This window comes from Modestobacter sp. Leaf380, from assembly GCF_001424485.1.
Taxonomy (GTDB): Bacteria; Actinomycetota; Actinomycetes; order Mycobacteriales; family Geodermatophilaceae; genus Klenkia.
Genome location: NZ_LMQC01000012.1, coordinates 354,855 through 379,651, shown reverse-complemented (window position 1 = coordinate 379,651; position 24,797 = coordinate 354,855). Strand labels below are relative to the sequence as shown.

Genomic DNA, 24,797 nt, shown 5'->3' with positions numbered 1-24,797 from the left:
TGGACCACAGCCGGGCCGGGCGGCGGCCGATGGTCACCCGACTCCAGCCCGCGGGTCGCCGCCGCCGATCGCTGGAGCGACCGTGTCCCTCCCGTCCCGTCACACCGCCGTCCGGGCGGTGTTCGTGCTGCTCGCGGTCCTCGCGGTCGGCCGCGTGCTGCTGCCCGGCGGTCAGCTGGCCCCCCTCGGCTACCTGACCGTGGTCGTCGGGGCGGCCGTGCTGGCCTGGACGGCGGTGCTGCGTGGGTGGCGGGCCGGGGTGTGGACCGCCGCGGGGGTGACCCTGTCCGCGGTGGGCGACGTGGTCTGGCAGGTCCGCGCCTGGGCCGGGCTGCCCGAGGTCGACGTGTCGGTCGCCGACGCCGCCTACCTGGCCTCCTACGTGGCCGTGGGCATCGGCCTGCGCAAGCTGCTGGGCCGGGTGCCCGGGGGGTCGCCGTTCGACCGGTTCGTCGACACCGCCGCGGTCTTCCTGGTCGTGGTCTACCTGGAGTGGGTGCTGGTGCTCGCCGACACCCTGGGCGACGACAGCCTGCCCCCGCTGGTCCGCACCGTCTGGGCCGCCTACCCGGTGCTCGACGCCTGGCTGCTGGCCCTCGTCGTCCGGGCGTGGTTCGTGCGGGCGGCGCTGCGTGCGGAGGCCGTCTGGGTGGCGGCCGGGGCGGTGACCTGGTTCCTCGCCGACCTCGGCTACCTGGTGGTCGCCGGGCAGAGCCTGCTGCTGGACACCGGGTGGTCGCTGGGCTCCCTGGCGCTGGCGGCGTCGCTGTGGGCGGCGCTGGGCGCGCGGCCGGCCCCGGCCCGGCCGTCGGCCCGGCCCGAGCGCCCGGTCTCCCGTGCCCAGATCGCCCTGGCGCTCTTCCCGCTCGCCCTGCCCGGTCTGGTCGAGCTGGTCTCCTGGAGCCGGGGCGTCGACGTGGACCCCACCGCCGGTCTGGTCGTCACCGTGGCGGTGCTGGTGCTGGCCTTCGCCCGGGCCGCCCGGCTGGCCCACCAGCAGGGCGAGCTGCGCCAGGCCCTGGAGCGGCGCGCCCGGCGGGCCGCCGCCCTGGCCGCCGACTCGGCCGACGCCCTGGTCGTCGTCGACGCGCTGGGCGTGCCGCTGACCGGGGTCGACGAACGGCCCCCGTCGGTGTTGTGGGCCGGGGTCGGGTCCGCCGACCCGGTCGGACGGCAGGAGCTGCTGGACCGGGCCCGGGCACACCCGGGGCGGGTCTGCCAGGCCGAGCTCCGCACCACCGAGGCCGACACCTGGGTGGAGGTCCGCGTCGTCGACCGCACCTCGGCCACCGACGTCGGCGGCCTGGTGGTCACCCTGCAGGACGTCAGCACCCGGCGCCGCGCCCAGGAGGAGCTGGCCCACCAGGCCTTCCACGACGGGCTCACCGGCCTGGCCAACCGGGCCCTGTTCGACGACCGGGTCGGGCACGCCCTGACCCGCACCGGGCGGACCGGTGCCGACCCGGCGGTCCTCTCCCTGGACCTGGACGGGTTCAAGAGCGTCAACGACACCCACGGCCACCCGGCGGGGGACGAGCTGCTGCGCCAGGTCGCCGGCCGGCTCACCGCGCACGTGCGCCCCGCGGACACGGTGGCCCGGCTCGGCGGGGACGAGTTCGCCGTCCTGCTGGAACAGCAGCCCGGTGGCGACCCGGAGGACCCCCACGCGGTCGCCGAGCGCATCCGGCGCGAGCTCTGCCGGCCCTACGAGGTCGCCGGCCGGCGGGTCCGGGTCGGGGCCAGCGCCGGGCTGGTCGTGGCCGACCCGGACGCGGCCTGCACCGCGGCGACCCTGCTGCGCGACGCGGACACGGCGCTCTACCGGGCCAAGGCCGCCGGCAAGGGGCGGGTGGTCCGCTTCGAGGTGGGCATGCGCGCCGAGCTGCTGCAGCACACCCGGCTGGTCGCCGACCTGCCCGAGGCCCTCGCAGCGGGCCAGTTCCGGCTGGTCTACCAGCCCGTCGTCCACCTGGACAGCGGGGCGCTGGAGGGCTTCGAGGCGCTGTTGCGCTGGGCGCACCCCGAGCTGGGCGAGGTGTCCCCGGCCACCTTCGTGCCCATCGCGGAGGAGAACGGGGCGATCGAGACCATCGGCCGGTGGGTGCTCCGGGAGGCCTGCGCGGCCGCCGCGGGGTGGCGGGGCGCCGGACCGGGACCGGCACCGACGGTGGCGGTCAACCTGTCGGTGCGCCAGCTGCGCTCCCCGCACCTGGTGGACGACGTCGCCGCCGCCCTGGCCGACAGCGGCCTGGACCCCGCCGCGCTGTGCCTGGAGCTGACCGAGACCGCCCTGGTCGACGACACCGAGCAGGCCGCCCTCGCCCTCGGGCGGCTGCGGCGGCTGGGCGTCCGGCTGGCCGTCGACGACTTCGGGACGGGCTACTCCTCGCTGACCCACCTCCGGCAGTTCCCGGTCGACGTGCTCAAGATCGACCGCTCGTTCGTCTCCGGCATCGGGCCCGACGGGCCGGCCCCGCGGATCGTCGAGGGCCTGCTCGGGCTGGCCCGGGTGATGGGTCTGGACGTCGTCGCCGAGGGGGTGGAGACCGTGCAGCAGCGCGACCACCTGCGCTCGGAGGGCTGCCGGTGGGCCCAGGGCTGGCTCTTCTCCGCCGCCCTCGAGCGCGCCGACGCCGACGCCCGGGTCGCCGGTGCGGCCGGGACAGTCGTCCCCGCAGCCCGCACGGCGCCACGGGCCCCCGTGGTCGCTGGCTGGACCCCGTAGCCGCGGGGTCCGGCTCAGCCCAGTCGGGCGGCCAGCTCCCGGCCCAGCTCGTGGCCCGACGTCCAGGCGCTCTCCACCTTGGAGGGCGCCGACCAGCCGTCCCCGCACGACCCGATGCCGTCGGCCAGCGAGAACGCCTGCTCCCGCGGCGACGTCGGCTTGGCGAAGGTCCAGCGGTGCACGTGGGTCCAGTCCGGCGGGGCGTCCAGGCCCAGCAGCCGGGTGACGGTCTCGGCGACCTCGGGCCCGGCCAGCGCCGGCTCCTCGAGGTGCCGGGCGGCGAACTCCGGGGTGGTGTGCGCGACGAGCACCGCGGCGCCGTCCCCGCGGCGGTCGCCGTCGTCGGCCAGCCACTCCACCGTCGGGTCGTCGTGCACGAAGGCGCCGTGCAGGTCGGCGTCCCAGCGGCGGGTGGACCAGCCCAGGGCGACGGCCAGCGTCGGCTGCCACCCCCGCGGGTCCAGCACGGTCTCCGGCGCCGAGCCGGGCTCCAGCAGCCGGCGGGCCTGCGGGTCGGGCAGGGCGAGGACGACGGCGTCGGCCCGCTCGCCGTCCACGGTCGGGCCGCCGTCCAGGCGCACCTGCTCGACGGTCCGCTGCTGCACCAGGTCCAGCCCCCGGGCCAGGTCGACGACCAGGGAACGGAGACCACCGGCGGCGCCGTAGCGCACCGGGCCGGTCTTGGTGTCGGTGACACCGTCCGGCCCGACCACGGAGAACGTGTCGGTCCACTCCCGGGCCAGGCCGCGGGCGACCCAGTCCTCGACGACGGGTGCGAAGGGGCTGTCCTGCCCGACGGTGAAGTACGAGGCGCCCAGGTCCACCACGCGCCCGTGCAGCGTGCGCCCGGCCATCCGTCCCCCGGGGGCACGTCCGCGGTCCAGGACCCGCACGGGCAGGCCGGCGTCGGACAGTGCTCGGGCGCAGGCGACCCCGGCGATGCCGGAGCCGATGACGGTGGTGCCGGGGGAGCTCACCGCCTGATCCTGCTGGCTGGGCGGCCCGCCCGCAGTGCGGCGGTGGGGGGACCGGGCATGATCGGTCGTCGTGCCCGAGCTGATCACCGACCCGCGGGACCCCCGGGTCGCCGACTTCCACGACCTGCACGCCGGTGACCGGCGCCCGGGGACCGAACGGGGCACCGGTCCGGTCGTCGTCGAGGGCGTGACCGCGGTCGAGCGGCTGCTGACCACGGGACTGCGCCTGCGGGCGGTCTACGGCGTGCCCGGACGGCTCGCCGCCCTCGACCTGCCGGCCGACGTGCCCGCCTACGAGGCGGACAAGTGGGTGGTGTCGGAGACCGTGGGCTTCCGGCTCACCCGCGGGGTGCTGGCCTCGGCCGAGCGTCCGGCGACCCCCGACCTGGACGAGCTGCTGGCCGGTCCGGACCCGACGGCGCCCCGGCGGATCGCCGTGCTGGAGGGTCTCAACGACCACGAGAACATCGGCTCGATCGGCCGGTCCGCGGTCGCGCTGGGCATCGACGCGCTGCTGCTGGACCCCACCTGCGCCGACCCGTACTACCGGCGGTCGGTGCGGGTCTCGATGGGCCACCTGCTGACCCTGCCGGTCCGGGTGCTGGGCGACTGGCCGGGGGACCTGGAGCGGGTGCGGTCCGCCGGGTACACCACCGTGGCCATGACGCCGGCCGCGGACGCCGTGGACCTGGCCTCGATCGACGTCACCGCGCACCCGCGGACGGCGCTGCTGCTGGGTGCCGAGGGGCCCGGTCTGAGCGCTGCGGCGCAGGCCGCGGTCGACGTGCGCGCGCGGATCCCGATGCGGTCGGGCGTCGACTCCCTCGGGGTGGCGGCCGCGGCCGCCGTCGCCTTCTCGACGCTGCGCTGACCGACTACCGTCCGGCCATGACGACCTTCTGGATCGTGGTGGGCGTGATCGTGGTGGCCGCCCTGGTGGCGATGCTGGTGCACGACCGCCGGGCCGGGGCGCGCGGTGCGGCCCTGCACGGCGGGGCGTCCGACGGCGTCCGTGGCACCGCCGTCACGGGCGACCCGGAGGCCTACCGCAGCAGCCCGGGGTCGCACCCGAACGGCTGGGGCGGCGGCAGCGGGAACTGACCCACCCGACCACCGCCGGGCCCCGGGGGCCCCGGCGGTGGTCGACGGGGGTCAGCCGCGCAGCGAGAGCCGGGCGAGGTGGGCGCGCGCCTGCTCGGCGAACTGCGGGTTGCACAGCACCTCGTAGCGGCCGGCGACGATCTGCCGGCCGCTGGTCGCGAAGTCCCGGCGGCCCCGGGTGGCGGCGAAGCCGGCCAGGCCGAACAGCGCACCGAAGACCAGCCCGATCACCAGGCCGGTGAGCACCGAGCTGACCCAGGAGCTGCCGTCGGGGGCGAAGATGCCCAGCAGCAGCCCGACGAAGAGACCGAACCAGGCACCCGACGCGGCACCGGCCATCGCGGCGCGGGCGAAGGTCAGCCGCCCGACGACCTGCTCGACCGAGCGGAGGTCACTGCCGACGATCTGCACGTTCTCCACCGGGAACTGCTCGTCGGAGAGGAAGTCGACGGCCCGCTGGGCCTGGGTGTAGTCGTCGTAGACGCCGACCTGCACCCCGCCGATGGGCATCGAGACCGATGCGGACATGGGGTTCTCCGTTCCGTGTGCGGACGGAGCGGCGCCGGGGGAGGCACCGGGGACCCCGTCGGGCACGTGGGTACCCCCGTGCGCAGGTCGGACACGTCGTCCGCGTCACGGTGGGGGTCCGGGGAGAGGGGACCTCAGCGGTGCCGACGAACCCCGAAGACGATGTCCTCCCAGGCCGGGATGGCCGCGCGGGGGTCCTCGTTCTCGCCTTCCATCCGCTCGAAGACCACGGTGTCGTGCTCGGGACCGCCGTCGCCGGACAGCAGCACGTCGACCGGGCTGCCGTCGGTGGGGACGACGTTGCGGACCTCGTCGTCGATCTCCTGCGCGGTGCGGGTGTCGACGTCGTCGGCCCGGTCCCCGGCGAGGTCGTCGACGTCGTCCTCGTCGTCCAGGACGGCGGCCCGGACGACGTTGATCGACCGGCGCGGCGTCGGCGTCGGCACCGGTGCGGGCAGACCGGCCGGGACGTCGGGGACGACGCGCACCAGGCGGGTGCCCTCGGCGAAGTCCATCGTGGTCGCGTCGACCGGGGTGACGGTGCGGGTGACCGTGTCGTAGCTCCACTTGGTGGTGCCCGACTTGTGCCCGGCGCGCCAGGCGGCCCGGACCTGCCAGGTGCCGTCCTCGGTGCGGTGGGCGTCCCAGCGGACGGCGTCCAGGTCCGCGCCCAGCAGTCGCAGCCGGTCGGACATGAACTGCTCCAGCGCCACGCTGGGGGTGCCCTCGGAGAGCCGGACCCGGGCGTTCTGGGCCTGCTCGGCCACCCGCTCCCGCTCCTGCAGGACCGGGTGGGCGAAGCGCATGATCCGCTCGACCGACGTGCCGGAGGCGTGCGCGACCTGCTCGGGGGTCTCGCCGGCCCGGATCCGGGCCTGGATGACCCGCGGCGGGAGGACGTTCCCGCGGTCGAGCTCGATCTGGCCCATCCGCTGGGCGTCGCCGCGGACGGCGGCCTTGAGCCGGTCGTCGATGGGGACGTGGAACCGCTCGCCGTTGTCGATGGAGTCCGGGACGTCGGCCGCGAGGACCAGGCTCCGGCCGTCGTCGGAGAGCGCCACGAGGCGCAGGGTGCGCATTCTGGCGACCTCCAGGGGAGCCGGTGGGAGCCCCGGACGTGGGACCTCGACCGAGGCTAACCGCGCCCGGGGACGGCCCGGGGCAGACACGCCCGGTCGGCCCTGTCCGGTCCGGCGTCACAGCGCACGGTCACCGGTGGACCGCCGGGAGCGACGACCAGGGCGGGGTCGTGACATGCCGTGGCAACACGGAGCGGGCAGGCTGACGGTTCGACACCGCCGGCCCGGGCCGGCGGGGAGGAGGCGCTCGTGTGCGGCATCTCGGCCGAGGTCCGGTTCGACGGAGGCGTCGCCGACGTGGCGGCGGTGGCCGCCATGTGCGACCAGCTGGCGCCCCGTGGGCCCGACGGGTCCGGCGTCTGGCAGTCCGGTCCGGTCGCGCTGGGCCACCGGCGACTGAAGATCATCGACCTCACCGACGCCGGCGCGCAGCCGATGGTGGACATCGAGCTGGGCCTGACCGTCGTGTTCAACGGGATCGTCTACAACTACCGCGAGCTGCGCGAGGAGCTGCACGCCGCGGGCTACCGGTTCGCCTCGACCAGCGACACCGAGGTGGTGCTGAAGGCCTACCACCGGTGGGGCGCGGCCTGTGTCGAGCGGTTCCTCGGCATGTTCGCCTTCGTGGTGGTGGAGCGCGGGTCGGGGCGGGTCGTCGTGGCCCGGGACCGGCTGGGCATCAAGCCGGTCTACCTCAGCCGTGGGCCCGGCCGGGTGCGGATCGCCTCCAGCCTGCCGGCGCTGGTCCGCGCGGGCGGGGTGGACACCTCGATCGACCCGGTCGCGCTGCACCACTACATGTCCTTCCACTCCGTGGTGCCCGCCCCGCGGACGATCCTGGCCGGCGTCGGCAAGCTGCCCCCGGCCACCGTGCGCACCTACGAGGCCGACGGCCGGGAGTCCGACTGGACCTACTGGGCGCCCACCCACGAGCGCCGCGCGGACCTCGCCGACCTGGACCCCGTGCAGTGGCAGGACCTGGTGCTCGAGCAGCTGCGGGTCGCCGTCCGCCGGCGGATGGTGTCCGACGTCCCGGTCGGGGTGCTGCTGTCCGGCGGGCTGGACTCCAGCCTGATCGTCGGGCTGCTGGCCGAGGAGGGCCAGCGCGACCTGGCCACCTTCTCCATCGGCTTCGAGGCCGTCGGTGGCCGCGAGGGTGACGAGTTCGCCTACTCCGACGTGGTCGCGGAGACATTCGGCACCGACCACCACCGGCTGCTGGTGCCCTCCAGCGACGTGCACGCCGGGCTGGACGGCGCGATCGCGGCGATGAGCGAGCCGATGGTCAGCCACGACTGCGTCGCCTTCTACCTGCTCTCCCAGCAGGTCAGCCAGCACGTGAAGGTCGTGCAGAGCGGGCAGGGCGCCGACGAGGTGCTGGCCGGCTACGACTGGTACCCGCCGCTGGACGGCGTCCCCCGCGACCGCGCCGTCGACGCGTACGCCTCGGTGTTCGTCGACCGCCCGCACGCCGAGCTGGCCGGGATCCTGGCCGACCGCTGGCTGGTCACCGACGACGTCAGCCGGGCCTTCGTGGCCGACCACTTCGCCCGCCCGGGCGCGGACACCACCCTGGACCGCGCGCTGCGCCTGGACTCCACGGTCATGCTCGTCGACGACCCGGTGAAGCGGGTGGACAACATGACGATGGCCTGGGGGCTGGAGGCCCGGGTGCCGTTCCTGGACCACGAGTTCGTCGAGCTCGCCGCCGCCGTCCCGCCGGAGCTGAAGCTGGCCCACGGCGGCAAGGGCGTCCTCAAGGACGCCGCCCGCAAGGTCGTCCCCGCCCACGTCATCGACCGGCCCAAGGGCTACTTCCCGGTGCCGGCGATCATCCACCTGGAGGGCGAGTACCTGGCCTCGGTCCGGGACGCGCTGCACGCCCCCGAGGCCCGCGAGCGCGGCCTGTTCCGCACCGACCACACCGAGCGCCTGCTGGCCGACCCCAACGGCGCCCGCACGACGCTGGGCAGCAACCAGCTGTGGCAGGTGGGGTTGCTGGAGCTCTGGCTGCAGCGGCACGGCATCCGCTGAGCGTGTCGCCGGTGACCCGGGTCACCGGTACGGAGAAGGTGGCGGACCGCGGAACAGCGGGGCGCCCCACCGCGCTGCAACCGGACTGACGCCCACGACCCCCGAGGAGGTGGCATGACCCGCCCCGACACCGGCCTGCGCCCTGCCGGCTCCGACCCGCACGGCCTCACCACCGACGTCCGCCTCGCGGTCACCGAGATCGCCGCGGCCGCCGGCGCCTGGTGCCCCGCGCTGGCACCCGACGGCGACCGGGTCGCCTTCGTCAGCGACCGCTCCGGCCGGCCCCGCCTCGAGGTCGCCACGCTGGACCAGCAGACCCCGCCGCTGGTGCTGTCGGGCCCCGAGCAGGAGGTCGTCTCTGTCGCCTGGTCCCCGGACGGGGAGTGGCTGGCCTACCTGGTGAGCCCCGGCGGCTCGATCTGCGCCCAGCTGTGGGTGGTCCGCCCCGACGGCTCCGACGCCCGGCTGGTCGCCGGTGAGGACCCCCGCGTCACCGTGTTCGCCGGGGGCTGGACCGGCCGACCCGGCCACTACGTGTGCACGATCGCCGACGGGCCCGGTGCCGACGTCGTGCTGGTCGACGTCGTCTCCGGGGCGCACCGCACGCTGGCCACCGGCGGGTTCCTCGCCGTCACCGCGGTGTCCCCGGACGAGGGCACCGTGCTGGCCCGGCGCGGCCCGCGCGGGCACCGGCACGTCGTGGTCATCGACGTCGCCACCGGCGAGCAGCGCCGCGTCGTCCCGCTCCGGCACGCCGGCGGGCAGGCCAGCGAGGACGGCCGTTTCGGCCCGGAGGGCCGGTCGGTCTGGCTGCGCGCGGCGCTGCCCGGGCCGCCCGGGGAGGACCGCACGGCGTTGCTGCAGGTCGACCTGTCCGCGGACGCCGTGCCGGGGGAGGCGCGGGTGCTGGTCCGCCGTCCCGACGCCGACCTCGACGGCTACGCCGTGCGGGCCGACGGCACCGTGCTCTGCCTGTGGAACGCCGAGGGCTGCACCGAGCTGGAACTGCGCCGGGTCTCCGACGGGTCCCTGGTCCGGGCGGTGCCGCTGCCGCTGCCGGTCATGCCGGGCTGGTCGCTGGCCGCCGACGGCACCTCGCTGGTCGCCGAGCTGACCGGCCCGGGCGCCCCCCGCGCGCTGCACCTGGTCTCCCTGGACGAGCGGGCCACCGCCCCGAGGCCGCTCCCGTCCAGCCCGCGGCTGCCCAACCCGGACCTGCTGGTCACCCCGGTCCGGCACCGCTACCGCGCCACCGACGGCCTGGCGCTGGAGGGCTGGCTCTACACCCCGCCCGACGTGCACGGACCCAACCGCACGGTGGTCAGCTTCCACGGCGGCCCCGAGGGCCAGGAGCGCCCGGCCTGGTCCCCGGTGGCCCAGGCGCTGGTCGCCGCCGGGCTGACCGTCTTCGCCCCCAACGTGCGCGGGTCCGGGGGGCGGGGCGGGGCGTTCATGGCCGCCGACGACGTCGACGCCCGCGAGGCCTCCTTCGCCGACGTCCCCGCCACCGTCGAGCACCTGGTCCGGGCCGGCATCGCCGTCCCCGGGGCCGTGGGTGCGCACGGGTGGTCCTACGGGGGCTACCTGAGCCTGGTCGCGCTGACCCGGTGGCCGGAGCTCTTCGCCGCCGGGGTGTCCCTGGCCGGGATGAGCGACCTGCGCAGCTTCTTCGCCGGCACCGAGCCGTGGATGGCCGCGGCGTCGGTGACCGAGTACGGCGACCCGGTGGCCGACCGGGAGATGCTCGCCACGATCAGCCCGATGACCTCGCTGGAGCGCTTGCGTTCCCCGGTCCTGCTGGCGCACGGTGACCGGGACACCAACGTGCCCGTCGCGGAGTCCGTGCAGGCCCACCAGGCGCTGACGGCCCTCGGCGCCCCCGCCGAGCTGCTGCTGCTGCCCGGTGAGGGCCACACCGTCGTGGGCCGGGAGAACCTGGTGACGCTGACCGAGCGGATCACCGCCTGGTTCGACCGCTGGCTGTGAGGGACACATGACCGAGGCGACCGGCGTCTTCGAGCGCTACCCGGGATCGGCCGTCGACGAGGCGGTCGGCCCCGACGGCACGCTGCACGAGGGGTACGCCCCGGTCGCCCCGGCCCTGGAGGAGCTCGGCGGCGTCGGACTGGCCTCGGTGGTCGGCGAGATGGGCCGCGAGCGCCGGGCCCGCGGCGTCGTCTTCGGCACCTTCGTCGACGGCGAGCTGCAGGAGCTGCCGTTCCCGATGGACCCGTTGCCCCGGGTGGTGACCGGCACGGACTGGGCGCACCTGAGCCGTGGCGTCGAGCAGCGCACCCGCGCGCTCAACGCCTTCCTCGCCGACGCCTACCGCCCGGTCGGGCGCCGGCGCGGTGACACCCGGGACACCCGCCCCGAGGCGGTGCAGGCCGGCGTCGTCCCCGAGTGGCTGGTCACCCGCAGCCCCGGCTACCGCGCCGCGGCCGCCTCCCTGGCCGTCCCCGGCCAGCAGCGGGTCACCGTCGCGGGGCTGGACCTGCTGCACGGCCGCGACGGGTGGGTCGTGCTGGAGGACAACCTGCGGGTGCCCTCCGGGCTGGGCTACGCCATCGTCAACCGGGACTCCAGCCGCACCGCGTTGCCCCAGCTGTTCGACGGGATGTCGCTGCCCGAGCCGCACGAGGCCGTCGCCGTGCTGCACGCCGCGCTCGCCGATGCGGCCCCGCCCGCCTGCACCGGCACCCCGCAGGTCGCGCTGCTCACCGACGGCCCGGTGAACACCGCCTGGTTCGAGCACCGGCTGCTCGCCGAGGCCATGGGCGTCCCCATCGCCACCCCCGACACCCTGTGGGCCACCCCGGCCGGCGGTGTGGCCGTGGAGGTCGACGGCGAGCGGGTGCCGGTCGACGTGCTCTACCGGCGCTTCGACGAGGACGAGCTCGCCGCCCACCTCAACCCCACGGGCACCCCGCTGGACGTGCTGCTCGGCGAGGCCGTGCGCGCCGGACGGCTGGCCCTGGCCAACGTGCCCGGCAACGGCGTCGCCGACGACAAGGCCACCTACTGCCACGTCCCGGCGATGATCCGGTTCTACCTGGGGGAGGAGCCGGTGCTGGACACCGTGCCCACCTGGGTGCTGGCCGACCCCGGTGACCACGCCGCGGTCCGCGACCGGCTGCACGAGCTGGTCGTCAAGCCCGTCGACGGGTACGGCGGGCAGGGAGTCGTCTTCGGCCCCACCTGCTCCGCGGCCGAGCTCGCCGCGCTGGCTGCCGAGGTGGCGGCGACCCCGCACCGGTTCGTCGCCCAGGAGCCGGTGGACTTCTCGACGGTGCCCACCCTGGTGGAGGGCGTCGTCGTCCCCCGGCGGGCGGACCTGCGGGTCTTCGCCGTGGCCGGGTCCACGACCCGCGTGGTGCCCGCACCGCTGACCCGGGTGGCCCTCGAGGAGGGCTCCCTGCTGGTCAACTCCAGCCGCGGCGGCGGCAGCAAGGACACCTGGCTGCTGCCGTGAGCGGGGTGTGGGGGCGCGGGTGCGCCCCCACACCCGCTACAGCGCCGCGACGACGTGGTCGATGCAGGCCGTCAGCGCGCTGACGTCGTCGGGGTCCACGGCGGGGAAGCAGCCCACCCGCAGCTGGTTGCGGCCCAGCTTGCGGTAGGGCTCGGTGTCCACGACGCCGTGCGCGCGCAGCGTCGCGGCGATCTGCGAGGCGTCCACGGACTCGTCGAAGTCGATGGTGGCCACCACGTAGGAGCGCTCGGCCTCCTCCTGCACGAACGGCGTCGCGAACTCCGAGGCCTGCGCCCAGTCGTAGAGCCGCGACGAGGAGTCCCGGGTGCGGGCGACCGCACCGGAGAGCCCGCCGAGGGAGTTCAGCCAGTCGACCTGCTCGGCCAGCAGGAAGAGCGTGGCCACCGCGGGGGTGTTGTAGGTCTGGTCCTTGGTGGAGTTGTCCACGGCGATCGAGAGGTCCAGGAAGCCCGGGATCCAGCGGTCGGAGGCCTTGATCTCGGCGACCCGTTCGAGTGCCTTGGGGCTCATCAGGGCCAGCCACAGGCCGCCGTCGGAACCGAAGCACTTCTGCGGGGCGAAGTAGTAGGCGTCGGTCTCCAGCACGTCGACGGGCAGGCCGCCGGCGCCGGAGGTGGCGTCGACCAGGACGAGGGCGTCCTCGTCGGCGCCCTCGGGGCGACGGACCGGGGCCATCACGCCGGTGGAGGTCTCGTTGTGCGCCCACCCGTAGACGTCGACGCCGGCCACCGCGGTGGGCAGGGCCAGCGAGCCGGGGGCGGCCTTGGTGACCACCGGGTCGGCCAGGAACGGGGCGTCGGCCACGCCGGAGGCGAACTTGGCGGAGAACTCGCCGTAGGTGCCGAAGGCAGCCCGGTCGCGCACCAGGCCGATGGTCGCGGCGTCCCAGAACGCCGTGGTGCCGCCGTTGCCCAGCACCACCTCGTAGCCCTCGGGCAGGTCGAAGAGCTGGGCCAGTCCCTCGCGGACCCGCTTCACCAGGCCCTTGACCGGGGCCTGCCGGTGCGAGGTGCCCATCAGGTCGACCCCGGAGGAGGCCAGCGCCGCCAGCGCCTCGGGACGCACCTTGGAGGGACCGCAGCCGAAGCGGCCGTCGGCGGGGAGCAGCTCGGTCGGGATGGTGATGCTCATCTGGGGTCCTCGGGTGGTGGGGGCGGGCGGGACGACGGCCCGGTCGCAGGGTGTGCGCCGGGCCGTCGGTGGTGCGGGGAGCGGTCCGCCTCAGGCGGGCTCGCTGATCTCCTTGGTCTTCACCGTGTCCCAGCCCTCGACGTCCTCGGGCTTGCGCGGGTCGGGGCCGATGTAGCGGGCGGACGGGCGGACGAGCCGGCCGGTCTGCTTCTGCTCCAGGATGTGCGCGCTCCATCCCGCGGTGCGGGCGCAGGTGAACATCGAGGTGAACATGTGGCTGGGCACCTCGGCGAAGTCCAGCACGATCGCGGCCCAGAACTCGACGTTGGTCTCGACCGGACGGTCGGGACGACGCTCGCGGAGTTCCTTCAGCGCAGCGTTCTCCAGGGCGAGAGCGGCGTCGAAGCGGGGGGCGGCGAGCTCCTTGGCGGCGCGGCGCAGCACGCGGGCGCGGGGGTCCTCGGCGCGGTAGACCCGGTGGCCGAAGCCCATCAACCGCTCCTTGCGGTCGAGCAGGTCCTTGACGTACTTCTCCGCGTCGCCGGTGCCCTCGACCTCGTCGAGCATGTGCAGCACGCGGGAGGGGGCTCCGCCGTGCAGCGGGCCGCTCATCGCGCCGATCGCGCCGGACAGCGACGCCGCGACGTCCGCGCCGGTGGAGGCGATGACCCGGGCGGTGAAGGTGGAGGCGTTCATGCCGTGCTCGGCGGCCGAGGTCCAGTAGGCGTCGACCGCGGCGACGTGCCGGGGGTCGGGCTCGCCGCGCCAGCGCACCATGAAGCGCTCGACGATCGTCGAGGCCTCGTCGACGCGCCGCTGCGGCACGGCCGGGACCCCGATGCCGCGGGCGGACTGCGCCACGTAGGACAGCGCCATGACCGCGGCGCGGGCCAGCTCGTCGCGGGCCTCGGTGTCGGTGATGTCCAGCAGCGGGCGGTAGCCCCAGATCGGGGTCAGCATCGCCAGCGCCGCCTGCACGTCGACCCGTACGTCGCCGGTGTGCACCGGGATCGGGAAGGGCTCGGCGGGCGGGAGGCCCTGGCCGAAGCGGCCGTCGACCAGGAGGCCGAAGACGTCGCCGAACGTCACCTTGCCGACGAGGTCCTCGATGTCGACGCCGCGGTAGCGGAGCGACCCGCCGTCCTTGTCCGGCTCGGCGATGGTGGTCTCGAAGGCGATGACGCCCTCGAGGCCGGGTACGAAGTCGTCCGCCATCCTGCATGCTCCTCTGCGCGCGGGACCCGCGCGCTGTCTACGAGCGCACGGCTGTCGAGAACATAGGCCGTCACCGGGGGACCGGCTCACCCGGACCGTCCCGCCCAGCGGGAGATGCGACGACGGTCACAGTGCCCGGGTGGGGTGGTTGCGGGGTGGGACGATGGCCGTCGTGCCCGACCTGACGACCATGCGCCGCGACTACGACGAGGGCTCCTTCTCCGAGGACACCCTCGCGCCCACCTGGCTCGAGCAGTTCCAGCGCTGGTTCGACGACGCCGTGGCCGCCGAGCTGGTCGAGCCCAACGCGATGGTGCTGGCCACCGCCGACCCCGACGGCGCCCCCGACGCCCGGGTCGTGCTGCTCAAGGGCCTGGACGCCGAGGGCTTCGTGTTCGTCACCAACGCGGCTTCGGCGAAGGGCGCCCAGCTGGCCCTGGACGACCGGGTGGCCCTGGTCTTCCCCTGGCACGCACTCCAGCGCCAGGTCCGGGTCACCGGCACCGCGCAGCGCCTGGACGACGCCGGCTCCGACGCGCTGTGGGACCCCCGGCCGCGGGGGGCCCAGCTGGCGGCCGCGGCCACCGTGCAGTCCTCCACCGTGGACTCCCGGGAGGAGCTGGTCCGGTCCTTCCACGAGCTCGGCGAGCAGACCGAGGGGAAGCTGCCCCGGCCGGCCAGCTGGGGCGGCTACCGGGTGACGCCGCAGACGGTGGAGTTCTGGCAGGGCGGGCACGACCGGCTGCACGACCGGCTCCGCTTCGAGCGGGACGACGCCGAGGGTGGCTGGGTGGTCCGGCGGCTCGCCCCGTGACGTCACCCGTCGACGGGCCGGCCCCCGAGGAGACCCCGGCGCGCAAGCGCCGGGGGTTCGCCATCGACACCACACCCCTGCGCAACCCGGCCTACCGGCGGCTGTTCGGCGGCATCACCGTCACCATGCTCGGCCAGCAGATGACGCTGGTCGCCGTCCCGTACCAGGTCTACGACCTGACCGGCTCCTCGTTCATGGTGGGCGTGACGTCGATCGTGGCGCTGGTCCCGCTGGTCGTCTTCGGCCTGCTCGGGGGCGCCATCGCCGACGCCATGGACCGCCGCCGGCTGATGCTCGTCACCTCGGTCGGCTCGGCGGCCGCCAGCGCCCTGCTGGCCGTGCAGGCCGGTCTCGGGCTGGACTCGCTGGCGGTGCTGTGGACGCTGACCGCGTTCGTCTCGGCGTTCAGCGCGGTCAACCAGCCCACCCGCAGCGCCGCCATCCCGGCCATCGTGGGCGCCGAGGCGGTGCCCGCGGCCAACGCGCTGGCGATGACGGTCCGCCAGATCGGCGTCATCGCCGGCCCGCTGCTGGCCGGGCTGCTGATCGGGCTGGGCGACCTCTTCCTGGCCTACGTCGTCGACGCGGTCGGGTTCGCCGTCGCGGTGCTGCTGGTCCGCGGGCTGCCCCCGCTGCCCCCGCTGGGGGTCGTGGGGAAGCTGCGCCTGTCGGCCGCCGTGCGCGGCGTGGGGGAGGGGTTCGCGTTCCTGCGCACCCAGCCGGTGCTGCTGATGACGTTGGTCGTCGACGTCATCGCGATGCTCTTCGCGTGGCCGCAGGCGGTCTTCCCGCAGCTGTCCCAGACCACCTACAGCGACAACGCCAACTCCCTGGGCTGGCTGTTCGCCGGCATCTCCATCGGCTCGCTGGTCATGGGCCTGACCTCGGGCTGGGTCAGCCGGGTCGACCGGCAGGGCGCCGTCGTGCTGGGTGCCATCGCGGTCTGGGGCGTGGCGATCGTCGGGTTCGGGTTCGCCGGGTCGCTGTGGGTGGCCGTGCTCTGCCTGGCCGTCGCGGGTGCCGGGGACATGGTGTCGGCGGTGCTGCGCTCCTCGATGCTGCAGCTGGCCGCCCCGGACGACATGCGCGGGCGCATGCAGGGCGTCTTCATCGTCGTCGTGGCCGGCGGGCCGCGGCTGGGCGACCTGCGGGCCGGAGCGGTCGCCAGCGGGTTCGGCGTCACCGCGGCGATGGTGTCCGGGGGTGTGCTGATCGTGGTGGCGATGGTGGTGGTCGCCGTCGCGGTGCCGTCGTTCTGGCTCTTCCGGGCCTCACGGGCCGCGGAGGCCACCCGGGACACCTGAGGTGGGCCCGTCGGTCACCGCCGGTCATCACCCTTTCGGTGGGGGCCCCTCGGGCGGGGGCTGTGCCCGCCGCCCCGGCCGGCCGATGGTGGTCTCGTGGTCACCCTCTTTCTCACCGCCTGGCTCCTGGGTGGTCTCGGTCTCGCCCTGGTGATCGGTGCCGCCGTGCGGCTGGCCGACGCCCGCGACCCGTCGGCGTGGTCGGGGCGGCCGATCACCACCGCGGACCTGCCCTGGGGCGAGCCCCTCGCGGTGGTCGTGCCCGAGCGCGACAGCACCGTCACGCCGCCGCTGCACTGACCCGTCGCGCTGCCTCCCCACTGGAGGGCTGCATGCACCCTGTGCGCGCGGGGTAGTCACCGGCATGGCCCTCTCCAAGATCCTCGTGCTCGTGCTGGCCGGCGGTGCCGGTGGCCGCCTGGAGCTGCTGACCGAGAACCGGGCCAAGCCCGCCGTCCCCTTCGCCGGGGTGTACCGGCTCATCGACTTCCCGCTGTCCAACTGCCAGCACGCCGGGATCGCCGACGTCTGGGTGGCCGTGCAGTTCCACCCGGCGTCGCTGTCGGAGCACCTGGCCAACGGCCGGCCGTGGGACCTGGACCGCACGTCGGGCGGGCTCATGACGCTGCCGCCCTTCCGCGGCACCGACCGCGGCGGGTGGGCCACCGGCACCGCCGACGTCCTCTGGCGGCAGGCCGACCTGGTGCGTGAGGCCCGCCCGGACGCCCTGGTCGTGGTCAGCTCCGACGCGGTCTACAAGCTGGACTACCGGGCCGTCGCCGAGGAGCACCTGGGGTCCGGCGCCGAGGTCACCATGGTCACCACCGAGGTCGCCGCGGACGACGCCGCCCGCTACGGGATCGTGCAGACCGAGGGCGAGAAGGTGACCGACTACGTCTACAAGCCCGACGAGCCGGCCACCACGACGGCGACCAACGAGGTCTTCGTGTTCTCCCCGCAGCAGACGCTGGACCGGCTGGAAGCCCTCGCCGCCGACTGCGGGGACGACGGCCTGGAGGACCTGGGCAGCCACCTGCTGCCCGCCCAGACCCGCGACGGCCTGGCCCGCGCGCACCGGCTGGAGGGCTACTGGCGCGACGTCGGCACCGTGCCGGCGTACTGGCAGGCCAACATGGACTTCCTGGCCGAGCACCCGCCGATCGACCTGGACGACCCGGCCTGGCGGCTGAGCACCCGCGGGGGCCGGCACAGCGCGGCCCGGCTGCTGCCCGGCGCCGAGGTCGAGGGCTCGCTGGTCTCCGGCGGCACCCGGGTCGCCGGCCGGGTCACCGGCTCCGTGCTGTCCCCGGGCGTGGTCGTCGAGGCCGGCGCGCAGGTCACCGACTCGGTGCTGCTCCCGGGGGTCCGGGTCCGCGCCGGGGCGCGGGTGCACCGGGCGGTGCTCGACGACGGCGTCGACGTCGGCGAACGCTCCTCGGTGGGTGGGGACGGCGACGTCGCCCTCGTCGGCCGCCGGGCCCGCATCGAGGCCGGCACCGAGCTGCCCGCCGGCGTCCGGCACCCCGACCCCGAGCAGGACTGACCCGCCGGGGTCAGGCCAGCACGGGGTCAGGCCAGCGCGGTGGCCACCACGCGCAGGTCGGCGACCATCGCGTCGAAGGCGGCCGCCCGGTCCTCCTCCGGGGTGCGCAGCACGGCCGAGGGGTGCGTGGTGGCCAGCACCCAGGTCTGGGCGGGGGCGCCGTCCTCGTCGTCCTCGCCGGGCGTGGTGCCCGGCGGGGTCCAGGGCAGCAGCTGCCCGCGCTCCCGGGTGATCCGGAACGAGGGCGAGATCAGTGCCTTGGCGGCCACGGCGCCCAGGCAGACGACGACCTCGGGCTGCAGGACGGCGAACTCGGCGGCCAGCCAGGGGCGGCAGGCGTGCAGGTGCTCTGCGCCCGGGGACTGGTGGATGCGCCGCTTGCCGGTCGGCGTGAACCGGAAGTGCTTGACGGCGTTGGTGACGTAGGCGTCCCGGCGGTCGATCCGGGCGGCCTCGAGGGCGCGGTCCAGCAGCTTGCCGCTGGGGCCCACGAACGGCTCGCCGGCCCGGTCCTCGGAGTCGCCGGGCTGCTCGCCGACGAAGACGATGCGGGCGGTCTCGGGCCCCTCGCCGAAGACGGTCTGGGTGGCCGGCTCCCACAGCTCGCAGGCGTGGCAGCCCGCGGCGGCCTCGCGCAGCTGGGGCAGGCCGGCGTCGTGCGGCACGGGTGCGGTCTCGCTCATCACCCGATGACACACCGGTGGCGCCCGCGCCGCAGGACGAGCGCACCGATACGGTCGCGTCACGGAACAGCTGCGGCGAGAGGGAGCACGTGCTCGAGTTCGACGGACTGGTCAAGGCCTACGGCGAGAACCGGGTGCTGGACGGGGTCGGCTTCACCGTCGCGCCCGGCCAGATGTTCGGTTTCTGCGGGTCCAACGGCGCCGGGAAGACCACCACGATGCGGATCGCGATGGGCCTGGCCCGCGCCGACGCCGGCCAGGTCCGCTGGCAGGGCACCCCGCTGGACGAGGCGGCCCGCCGCCGCATCGGCTACATGCCGGAGGAGCGCGGCCTCTACCCGAAGATGAAGGTCGTCGAGCAGCTCGTCTACTTCGCCCGGTTGCACGGCCTCACCGCCGGGGACGCCGCGGCCGCCGCGCAGCACTGGACCGAGCGGCTGGGTCTGGCCGACAAGCGCGACCAGCGCGTGGAGAAGCTGTCGCTGGGCAACCAGCAGCGCGTCCAGCTGGCCGCCGCCCTGGTCAGCCGGCCCGAGGTGCTCATCCTGGACGAGCCGTTCTCCGGCCTGGACCCGGTCGGCGTGGACTCCCTGGCCGACGCGCTGCTCGAGCAGTGCCGCCGCGGCGTGCCGGTCGTGTTCTCCAGCCACCAGCTGGACCTGGTCGAGCGGTTGTGCGACGCCGTCGGCATCCTGGCCCGCGGGCGCATCGTGGCCAGCGGGACCGTCGACGAGCTCCGCGCGGCCGAGGCCGGCCGTCAGCTGCGGGTCGTCGTCCACGACGCCCCGAACGGCTGGGCCGGCGCCGTCCCCGGGGTGCGCGTGGTGAGCGAGTCCCGCGGGGACACCGTGCTGGAGCTCGCCCCGGGCACCGACGACCAGGCGGTCCTGGCCGCGGCGCTGCGCGCCGGCCCGGTCCGGCACTTCGCCTGGCGCGAACCCACGCTCGTCGAGCTGTTCCGTGAGGCCGTCTCGACCCAGGAGGTGGCGGCGTGAGCGCGTTCGGTCAGGTCCGGCTGGTCGCCGGCCGGGAGATGTCCACCCGGGTCAAGGACAAGGGCTTCATCGTCAGCTCGGTCGTCATCGTGCTGCTGGTGCTGGGCCTGATGGTCTTCCAGCTCGTCTCCGGCTCCTCCACCCAGACGACCACCGTGGGCACCGTGGCCGGTGGCGCCCAGGTCGAGCAGGCCCTCGTGCGGTCCGGGGAGCAGGTCGGCACCGAGGTGACCGTCGTCGAGCTGGCCGACGAGGACGCCGCCCGGCAGGCCGTCGAGGACGGCGACGTCGAGGCCGTGCTCGTCGACGGCGCCGGCGACGCCCCGCGGGTGGTCGTCGAGTCCAGCGCGGACGAGGCGGCCGCGGCGATCGCCGAGACCGCCGTCGGGGCGCTCTCGGTCGCCCGCCAGCTCGGTGAGCAGGGCGTCGACCTGGTCGCTGCGCCCGCCATCTCCTACTCCGTGCTCGACCCCGACGACGACGGGGACACCACCGCCGTCCTGGTCGCGCTGCTGGGCGTGGTCGTGCTCTACGGCCTGCTGATCCTCTTCGGGCAGTTCGTCGCCCAGGGGGTGGTCGAGGAGAAGTCCTCCCGGGTCGTGGAGATCCTGCTGTCGACCATGAAGCCGTGGCAGCTGCTGACCGGCAAGATCATCGGCCTCGGGCTGCTGGGCCTGGCCCAGCTGGTGACCATCGCCGTCATCGGGGTGGTCGGCTCGCTGGCGCTGGACGTGGTGTCGGTGCCCTCGGCCGTCGTCCCGACCGTGGTGTCCGTCGTGGCCTGGTTCGTGCTGGGCTACACGTTCTACGCCGCGGTGTTCGCCGTCGCCGCCTCGCTGGTGAGCCGCCAGGAGGACCTGGGCAGCGTGCTGACCCCGACCACGCTGCTGCTGGTCGTCGGGTTCATCGTCTCCCTGCAGGCCGCCCAGGACCCGGGCAGCACGCTGGCCACGGTCACCTCGTTCGTGCCGGGGCTGTCCCCGCTGGTCATGCCGGTGCGGATGGCCGCGGGGGAGGCGGCCGTCTGGGAGGTCGCCGTCGCCGTGCTGCTCATGCTGGTCGCGATCGCCGTCGTCGTCCGGATCGGTGGGCGGGTCTACTCCGGGGCGCTGCTGCGCACCGGCGGCAAGACCAAGCTGCGCGAGGCGCTGGCCGCCGATCGGGGTTGACCTCCCCCCGCGGCGGGGTAGCGCTGCGGCCATGAGCATGCAGCTGGGCTACACGATGATGACCGAGCAGGCGGGTCCGAAGGACCTCGTCTCGCACGTCGTCGGCGCCGAGGAGGTCGGCTTCGACTTCGCGGTGTGCAGCGACCACTTCTCGCCGTGGCTGGACTCCATGGGCCACGCCCCGAACGCCTGGGTCACCCTCGGCGCGGCCGCCCACGCCACCAGCCGGATCGACCTGATGACGTACGTGACCTCGCCGATCCTGCGGTACCGGCCGGTCGTCGTCGCGCAGCAGGCGGCCACGCTGCAGCTGCTGGCCGACGGCCGGTTCACCCTGGGCCTGGGGTCGGGGGAGAACCTCAACGAGCACGTCGCCGGGGAGGGCTGGCCGGCCGTCGCCGTGCGGCAGGAGATGTTCACCGAGGCGGTGCAGCTGATCAAGGAGCTGCTCGCCGGGGACGGCTACACCACCTTCCACGGCGAGCACTTCCACGCCGACGGCGCCAAGATCTGGGACCTGCCCGAGGGCGGCGTGCCGATCGGCATCGCCGTGTCGGGGAAGAAGAGCTGCGAGCTGGCCGGGGAGTACGCCGACGTCATGATCGGCACCGAGCCCAGGCCCGAGCTCGGCGAGATGTTCGACGCCGCCGGCGGCGCGGGCAAGAACCGGGTCGGCCAGATGCCGATCAGCTACGACACCGACCAGGCCGCCGCGGTCACCCGCGCGCACGAGCTCTTCCGCTGGTTCGGGCTGGGCTGGAAGGTCAACGCCGACCTCCCCGGGACGGCGGGCTTCGAGGCCGCCAGCCAGTTCGTCCGGGAGTCCGACGTCGCGGAGTCCATCCCCTGCGGCAGCGACGTGGGCGCGGTGATCGAGGCGGCGCAGGCCTACGCCGACGCCGGCTACACCCACCTGGCCCTGGTGCAGATCGGCGGTGACCAGCAACAGCCCTACCTGGAGTGGACCCGGCGCGAGCTGATGCCGGCCTGGCGGGAGGCGTTCGGCGCATGAGCCTCGTCGACCCCCGCACCAAGCACACCGCCGACATCCCGGCCCTGCAGGTCGAGCACCCCGGCCGGACGGCGGAGCTCACCCCGCAGCCCGACCACGGCGAGGACTCCTACCGCGGCTCCGGCCGGCTCGCCGGCCGTCGGGCGCTGATCACCGGCGCCGACTCCGGCATCGGCCGGGCCGTGGCGATCGCCTACGCCCGGGAGGGCGCCGACGTGGCGATCTCCTACCTCTCCGAGCACGACGACGCCGAGGAGACCGCCCGGCTGGTCCGCGACGCCGGCCGGACGGCGGTGCTGCTGCCCGGCGACATCTCCGAGGAGACCGTCGCCAAGGGCCTGGTCGCGCAGACAGTCGAGGGCCTGGGCGGCATCGACCTGCTGGTGCACAACGCGGCGTTCCAGAACGTGGTGTCCGACGTGCTGGAGTTCTCCACCGCGGAGATCGACCGCACCTTCCGGACCAACGTCTACGCGTTCTTCTGGCTGCTGCAGGCCGCCAAGCCCGAGCTGGAGCCCGGCTCCTCGGTGATCGTGACCAGCTCGGTGCAGGCCTTCACGCCGTCCCCGGCGCTGGCCGCCTACGCCGCCACCAAGGCCGCGCTGGTCAACCTGACGACGTCGATGGCCGACGAGTTCGCCCAGGTCGGGGTGCGGGTCAACTGCGTGGCCCCCGGCCCGGTGTGGACGCCCCTCATCCCGGCGACCATGCCCGAGGACCAGGTCGAGGGCTTCGGCAAGGCAGCGCCGCTCCAGCGGGCCGCCCAGCCGGCCGAGCTGGCCGGCGCCTACGTCTACCTGGCCAGCGAGGACGCCAGCTTCACCAGCGGCGAGGTCATCGGCGTGACGGGCGGCTCCCCGATCAACTGACCGCCCTGGCATGGGATCCCCCGCATATCGGTGGACGCATCTGCCGTATGCGGGGGATCCCATGCCGAGACGGCTCAGGCGGACTGCGATCGGGTCATCCGTTGGCGGTGCACGGCGAGCACCGTGCGACGGACGCCAGCGGGGTCCCGGACGACGTCGGCGTAGGTGAAGCGGAGGACGAGCCAGCCGCGAGTGGCCAGGAGCCGGTCACGCTCCAGGTCGCGCGCCCGGTCCACCGGTGAGGTGTGGTGGTCCTTGCCGTCCAGCTCGACTGCCAGCATCGCCTCCTCCCAGCACCGGTCCAGGTAGAAGTGCCGGCCCGCGACATCGACCCGCTTCTGCCCCGTGCTCCTGGGGAGGTCGGGGTGGTCGAACACCGTGAGGACGCCCAGGGCCTCCAGCTCGCTGCGCACGCCGTCGCGCAGCAGGGCGATGGTGGTCGACAGCTCACGCCGACCCGCGACGTTGGGCCGTTGGGCGAACGCCGTCCCCAACAGGGTCGGGGTGGTGAGTCCCGTGCGGACGACCTCGATCGCGGCCGGACGTCGATCGGGACGGGGCAGGAGCGGCCAGGCATCCACGAGGGACCGGGCCGGTTCGGTGACCAGCACCCCCCCGCACCTCCTGGCACTGGGGAGCCGTGGTGGCGAAGTCCAGGCGACGGTGGACCACCAGCGCCGGGGCCCCGTGGAGCCGTCGCCCGTGGTCGATCGTGGCTCTCAGGGGCAGCGGCAAGGGGCGTCGCAGGTGCCAGTTGAGCGCGGTCGTGTGACTGAGCGCCGCCCCCGGCCCCAGGTGTCGCAGGGCCGCCCGCGCCCGGACGTCGTCCGTCGGGGCCGTCTCGGGTGCGAGGTAGGTGTGCGGCAGGTGCCTGACCAGCCACCGCAGCCGCAGCGCGGCGTCGACGACCTCGCGGGGGACGACCGCCAGCAGTTCACTGCGGGTGACGATGCCCCCGCTTCGTTCCAGGGCCGCACGGATGACCGGTCTCCACTCCATGCGCCGCATCGTGGCCAGGCGAGCCCCGCAGCGCCGACGCCCCTGTGGACGAGCGCCGTTCTCCACAGCCGTGGGGTCGAAGGAGCCACCACCCGCTCCGGCATGGGATCCCCTGCATACGGGTGGCGAGCCCACCGGTATGCGAGGGATCCCATGCCAGGGCGGGTCAGCGCACCTCGCGGAGGACGTCGGTCGGGCCGCGGTAGACACCCGCGGCGCGGCCGGTGACGCCGGGGCGGGCGGTGAAGAGCCGCCCGGCGTCGGGCTGGGCTGCGCGGTCGGCGTCGGTGAGGCCCTGGGTCGAGGTGCTGATGACCAGCAGGTCCCGGGCGGGGCCGGCGAAGGCGCAGCTCGAGGTGTTCGCCGCCGGCACGGTCACGACGGCGACCTGTTCGCCGGCGGGGGTGTACCGGCGGACCTGCCCGCCGCCCCAGACGGCGACCCAGAGGTGGTCCTCGTCGTCGACGGTCAGCCCGTCGGGGGCGCCGGCGTCGTCGTCGGACAGGTCGATCACGACCCGGCCCTCGCCGAACTCCCCGGTCGCGACGTCGTAGGGGTACGCGGTCACCGTGGCGGCCCCGGAGTCGGCGAGGAAGACGGTGCGGCCGTCGGCGGTCCACTCGATGCCGTTGCTGACGGTCAGGTCGCGCAGCACGGTGTGCACGCTGCCGTCGAGGTCCACCCGGTACAGCGAGCCCGCGCCCGGGGACTCGTCGAAGGCCATCGTGCCGGCGAGGAACCGGCCGGCCGGGTCGACGGCGCCGTCGTTCATCCGGGTGTTCGCGGCCGGGCCCTCGGCAGCCAGCTCGACCAGCACGGTGGCCCCGCCGGTGGGGGACAGGTGGGTGAACCCACCGTCGGCGCCCAGCAGCCAGCCGCCGTCGGCAGCCGGGACGACGACGCCCACGGCGTCCCCGCCGCGGTGCACGCCGACCTCGGCGAGTGCACCCTCGGCGGACGCCGTCGCGCGCCGGACCTGCCCGCGGGTGATGTCCACCCACAGCAGCTCCTGCCGGTCGGCGTCCCACGTGGGGCCCTCGCCGTGCACGGCCGGGTCGAGCGTCGTCACGGGGTCGGCGGGGAGCGTCAGCACCCGCTCATCCTCCCCGGGACACGTGCGCGTCAC

General features: G+C 75.0%; 22 protein-coding genes. 14 read left to right on the top strand and 8 right to left on the bottom strand.

Annotated elements, in window-relative coordinates; all coding sequences use genetic code 11:
• Positions 1–82 precede the first annotated feature (82 nt).
• Positions 83–2,725, top strand: coding sequence for a bifunctional diguanylate cyclase/phosphodiesterase (locus ASG41_RS09840; RefSeq protein ID WP_056293281.1), 2,643 nt, complete (start codon positions 83–85; stop codon positions 2,723–2,725).
• A 14-nt stretch (positions 2,726–2,739) separates the two neighbouring features.
• Here ASG41_RS09840 and ASG41_RS09835 read toward each other — a convergent pair whose 3' ends face one another.
• Positions 2,740–3,702 (bottom strand): NAD(P)/FAD-dependent oxidoreductase, encoded by a 963-nt coding sequence (locus ASG41_RS09835; protein WP_056293277.1) that lies wholly within the window; start codon positions 3,700–3,702, stop codon positions 2,740–2,742.
• Positions 3,703–3,772: 70 nt separating this feature from the next.
• On the opposite strand from ASG41_RS09835, the gene ASG41_RS09830 reads away from it, so the two are divergent.
• Together ASG41_RS09830 and ASG41_RS09825 are read left to right on the top strand one after the other, a co-directional pair.
• Entirely contained in the window at positions 3,773–4,573 is an 801-nt protein-coding gene (locus ASG41_RS09830; protein ID WP_056293274.1) for an RNA methyltransferase, read from the top strand.
• Positions 4,574–4,590: 17 nt separating this feature from the next.
• Positions 4,591–4,803 carry a hypothetical protein gene (locus ASG41_RS09825; RefSeq protein WP_056293271.1) on the top strand — a complete coding sequence of 71 codons (213 nt, stop codon included), beginning with the start codon at positions 4,591–4,593 and terminating at the stop codon, positions 4,801–4,803.
• 51 nt (positions 4,804–4,854) lie between these two features.
• Here ASG41_RS09825 and ASG41_RS09820 read toward each other — a convergent pair whose 3' ends face one another.
• Positions 4,855–5,331 (bottom strand): general stress protein, encoded by a 477-nt coding sequence (locus ASG41_RS09820; protein ID WP_056294764.1) that lies wholly within the window; start codon positions 5,329–5,331, stop codon positions 4,855–4,857.
• A gap of 134 nt (positions 5,332–5,465) precedes the next feature.
• Entirely contained in the window at positions 5,466–6,410 is a 945-nt protein-coding gene (gene sepH, locus ASG41_RS09815; RefSeq protein ID WP_056293268.1) for a septation protein SepH, read from the bottom strand.
• 249 nt (positions 6,411–6,659) lie between these two features.
• Here sepH and ASG41_RS09810 point away from each other — a divergent pair, with 249 nt between their 5' ends.
• The 3 genes from ASG41_RS09810 (at position 6,660) to ASG41_RS09800 (ending at position 11,916) form a co-directional block, all read left to right on the top strand.
• Complete coding sequence (locus ASG41_RS09810) at positions 6,660–8,444, top strand: N-acetylglutaminylglutamine amidotransferase (RefSeq protein WP_056293262.1); 1,785 nt, start codon at positions 6,660–6,662, stop codon at positions 8,442–8,444.
• A 114-nt stretch (positions 8,445–8,558) separates the two neighbouring features.
• The gene (locus ASG41_RS09805; RefSeq protein WP_056293259.1) at positions 8,559–10,430 is read left to right on the top strand and encodes a prolyl oligopeptidase family serine peptidase; all 1,872 of its coding nucleotides are present in this window, start codon (positions 8,559–8,561) and stop codon (positions 10,428–10,430) included.
• A 7-nt stretch (positions 10,431–10,437) separates the two neighbouring features.
• Positions 10,438–11,916 (top strand): circularly permuted type 2 ATP-grasp protein, encoded by a 1,479-nt coding sequence (locus ASG41_RS09800; protein WP_056293256.1) that lies wholly within the window; start codon positions 10,438–10,440, stop codon positions 11,914–11,916.
• A gap of 36 nt (positions 11,917–11,952) precedes the next feature.
• On the opposite strand, the gene serC is transcribed toward ASG41_RS09800, so the two are convergent.
• Positions 11,953–13,068: a phosphoserine transaminase gene (gene serC, locus ASG41_RS09795; protein ID WP_056293253.1), complete on the bottom strand. Its 1,116-nt coding sequence runs from the start codon at positions 13,066–13,068 to the stop codon at positions 11,953–11,955.
• Between the two features lie 90 nt (positions 13,069–13,158).
• A complete protein-coding gene (locus ASG41_RS09790) occupies positions 13,159–14,283 on the bottom strand; it encodes a citrate synthase 2 (protein WP_056293250.1) in 1,125 nt (374 codons plus the stop codon).
• 163 nt (positions 14,284–14,446) lie between these two features.
• Here ASG41_RS09790 and pdxH point away from each other — a divergent pair, with 163 nt between their 5' ends.
• From pdxH to ASG41_RS09770, 4 genes are all read left to right on the top strand, one after another.
• The gene (gene pdxH / locus ASG41_RS09785) at positions 14,447–15,097 is read left to right on the top strand and encodes a pyridoxamine 5'-phosphate oxidase (RefSeq protein ID WP_056293249.1); all 651 of its coding nucleotides are present in this window, start codon (positions 14,447–14,449) and stop codon (positions 15,095–15,097) included.
• Positions 15,094–16,401 carry an MFS transporter gene (locus ASG41_RS09780; protein ID WP_056293246.1) on the top strand — a complete coding sequence of 436 codons (1,308 nt, stop codon included), beginning with the start codon at positions 15,094–15,096 and terminating at the stop codon, positions 16,399–16,401. The genes pdxH and ASG41_RS09780 overlap by 4 nt, the downstream gene beginning before the upstream one ends.
• 96 nt (positions 16,402–16,497) lie before the next feature.
• Positions 16,498–16,701, top strand: coding sequence for a hypothetical protein (locus ASG41_RS09775; protein ID WP_056293243.1), 204 nt, complete (start codon positions 16,498–16,500; stop codon positions 16,699–16,701).
• Positions 16,702–16,765: 64 nt separating this feature from the next.
• Positions 16,766–17,944 (top strand): glucose-1-phosphate adenylyltransferase family protein, encoded by a 1,179-nt coding sequence (locus ASG41_RS09770; protein WP_056293239.1) that lies wholly within the window; start codon positions 16,766–16,768, stop codon positions 17,942–17,944.
• 26 nt (positions 17,945–17,970) lie between these two features.
• On the opposite strand, the gene ASG41_RS09765 is transcribed toward ASG41_RS09770, so the two are convergent.
• Complete coding sequence (locus ASG41_RS09765; RefSeq protein WP_056294761.1) at positions 17,971–18,627, bottom strand: UdgX family uracil-DNA binding protein; 657 nt, start codon at positions 18,625–18,627, stop codon at positions 17,971–17,973.
• A gap of 89 nt (positions 18,628–18,716) precedes the next feature.
• Here ASG41_RS09765 and ASG41_RS09760 point away from each other — a divergent pair, with 89 nt between their 5' ends.
• Genes ASG41_RS09760 through ASG41_RS09745 form a run of 4 tightly spaced genes read left to right on the top strand, consistent with a single transcriptional unit; the run spans position 18,717 to position 22,672 of the window.
• Positions 18,717–19,622 (top strand): ABC transporter ATP-binding protein, encoded by a 906-nt coding sequence (locus ASG41_RS09760; RefSeq protein ID WP_056294758.1) that lies wholly within the window; start codon positions 18,717–18,719, stop codon positions 19,620–19,622.
• Positions 19,619–20,791 (top strand): ABC transporter permease, encoded by a 1,173-nt coding sequence (locus ASG41_RS09755; protein ID WP_056293236.1) that lies wholly within the window; start codon positions 19,619–19,621, stop codon positions 20,789–20,791. The genes ASG41_RS09760 and ASG41_RS09755 overlap by 4 nt, the downstream gene beginning before the upstream one ends.
• A 31-nt stretch (positions 20,792–20,822) precedes the next feature.
• Positions 20,823–21,803: a TIGR03557 family F420-dependent LLM class oxidoreductase gene (locus ASG41_RS09750; RefSeq protein ID WP_082556754.1), complete on the top strand. Its 981-nt coding sequence runs from the start codon at positions 20,823–20,825 to the stop codon at positions 21,801–21,803.
• Entirely contained in the window at positions 21,800–22,672 is an 873-nt protein-coding gene (locus ASG41_RS09745) for an SDR family oxidoreductase (protein WP_056293233.1), read from the top strand. The genes ASG41_RS09750 and ASG41_RS09745 overlap by 4 nt, the downstream gene beginning before the upstream one ends.
• A gap of 74 nt (positions 22,673–22,746) precedes the next feature.
• Here ASG41_RS09745 and ASG41_RS24725 read toward each other — a convergent pair whose 3' ends face one another.
• Both ASG41_RS24725 and ASG41_RS09735 read right to left on the bottom strand, forming a co-directional pair.
• Complete coding sequence (locus tag ASG41_RS24725) at positions 22,747–23,283, bottom strand: endonuclease domain-containing protein (protein ID WP_056293230.1); 537 nt, start codon at positions 23,281–23,283, stop codon at positions 22,747–22,749.
• A gap of 554 nt (positions 23,284–23,837) precedes the next feature.
• The gene (locus ASG41_RS09735) at positions 23,838–24,764 is read right to left on the bottom strand and encodes an SMP-30/gluconolactonase/LRE family protein (protein ID WP_157519240.1); all 927 of its coding nucleotides are present in this window, start codon (positions 24,762–24,764) and stop codon (positions 23,838–23,840) included.
• Positions 24,765–24,797: the final 33 nt, after the last annotated feature.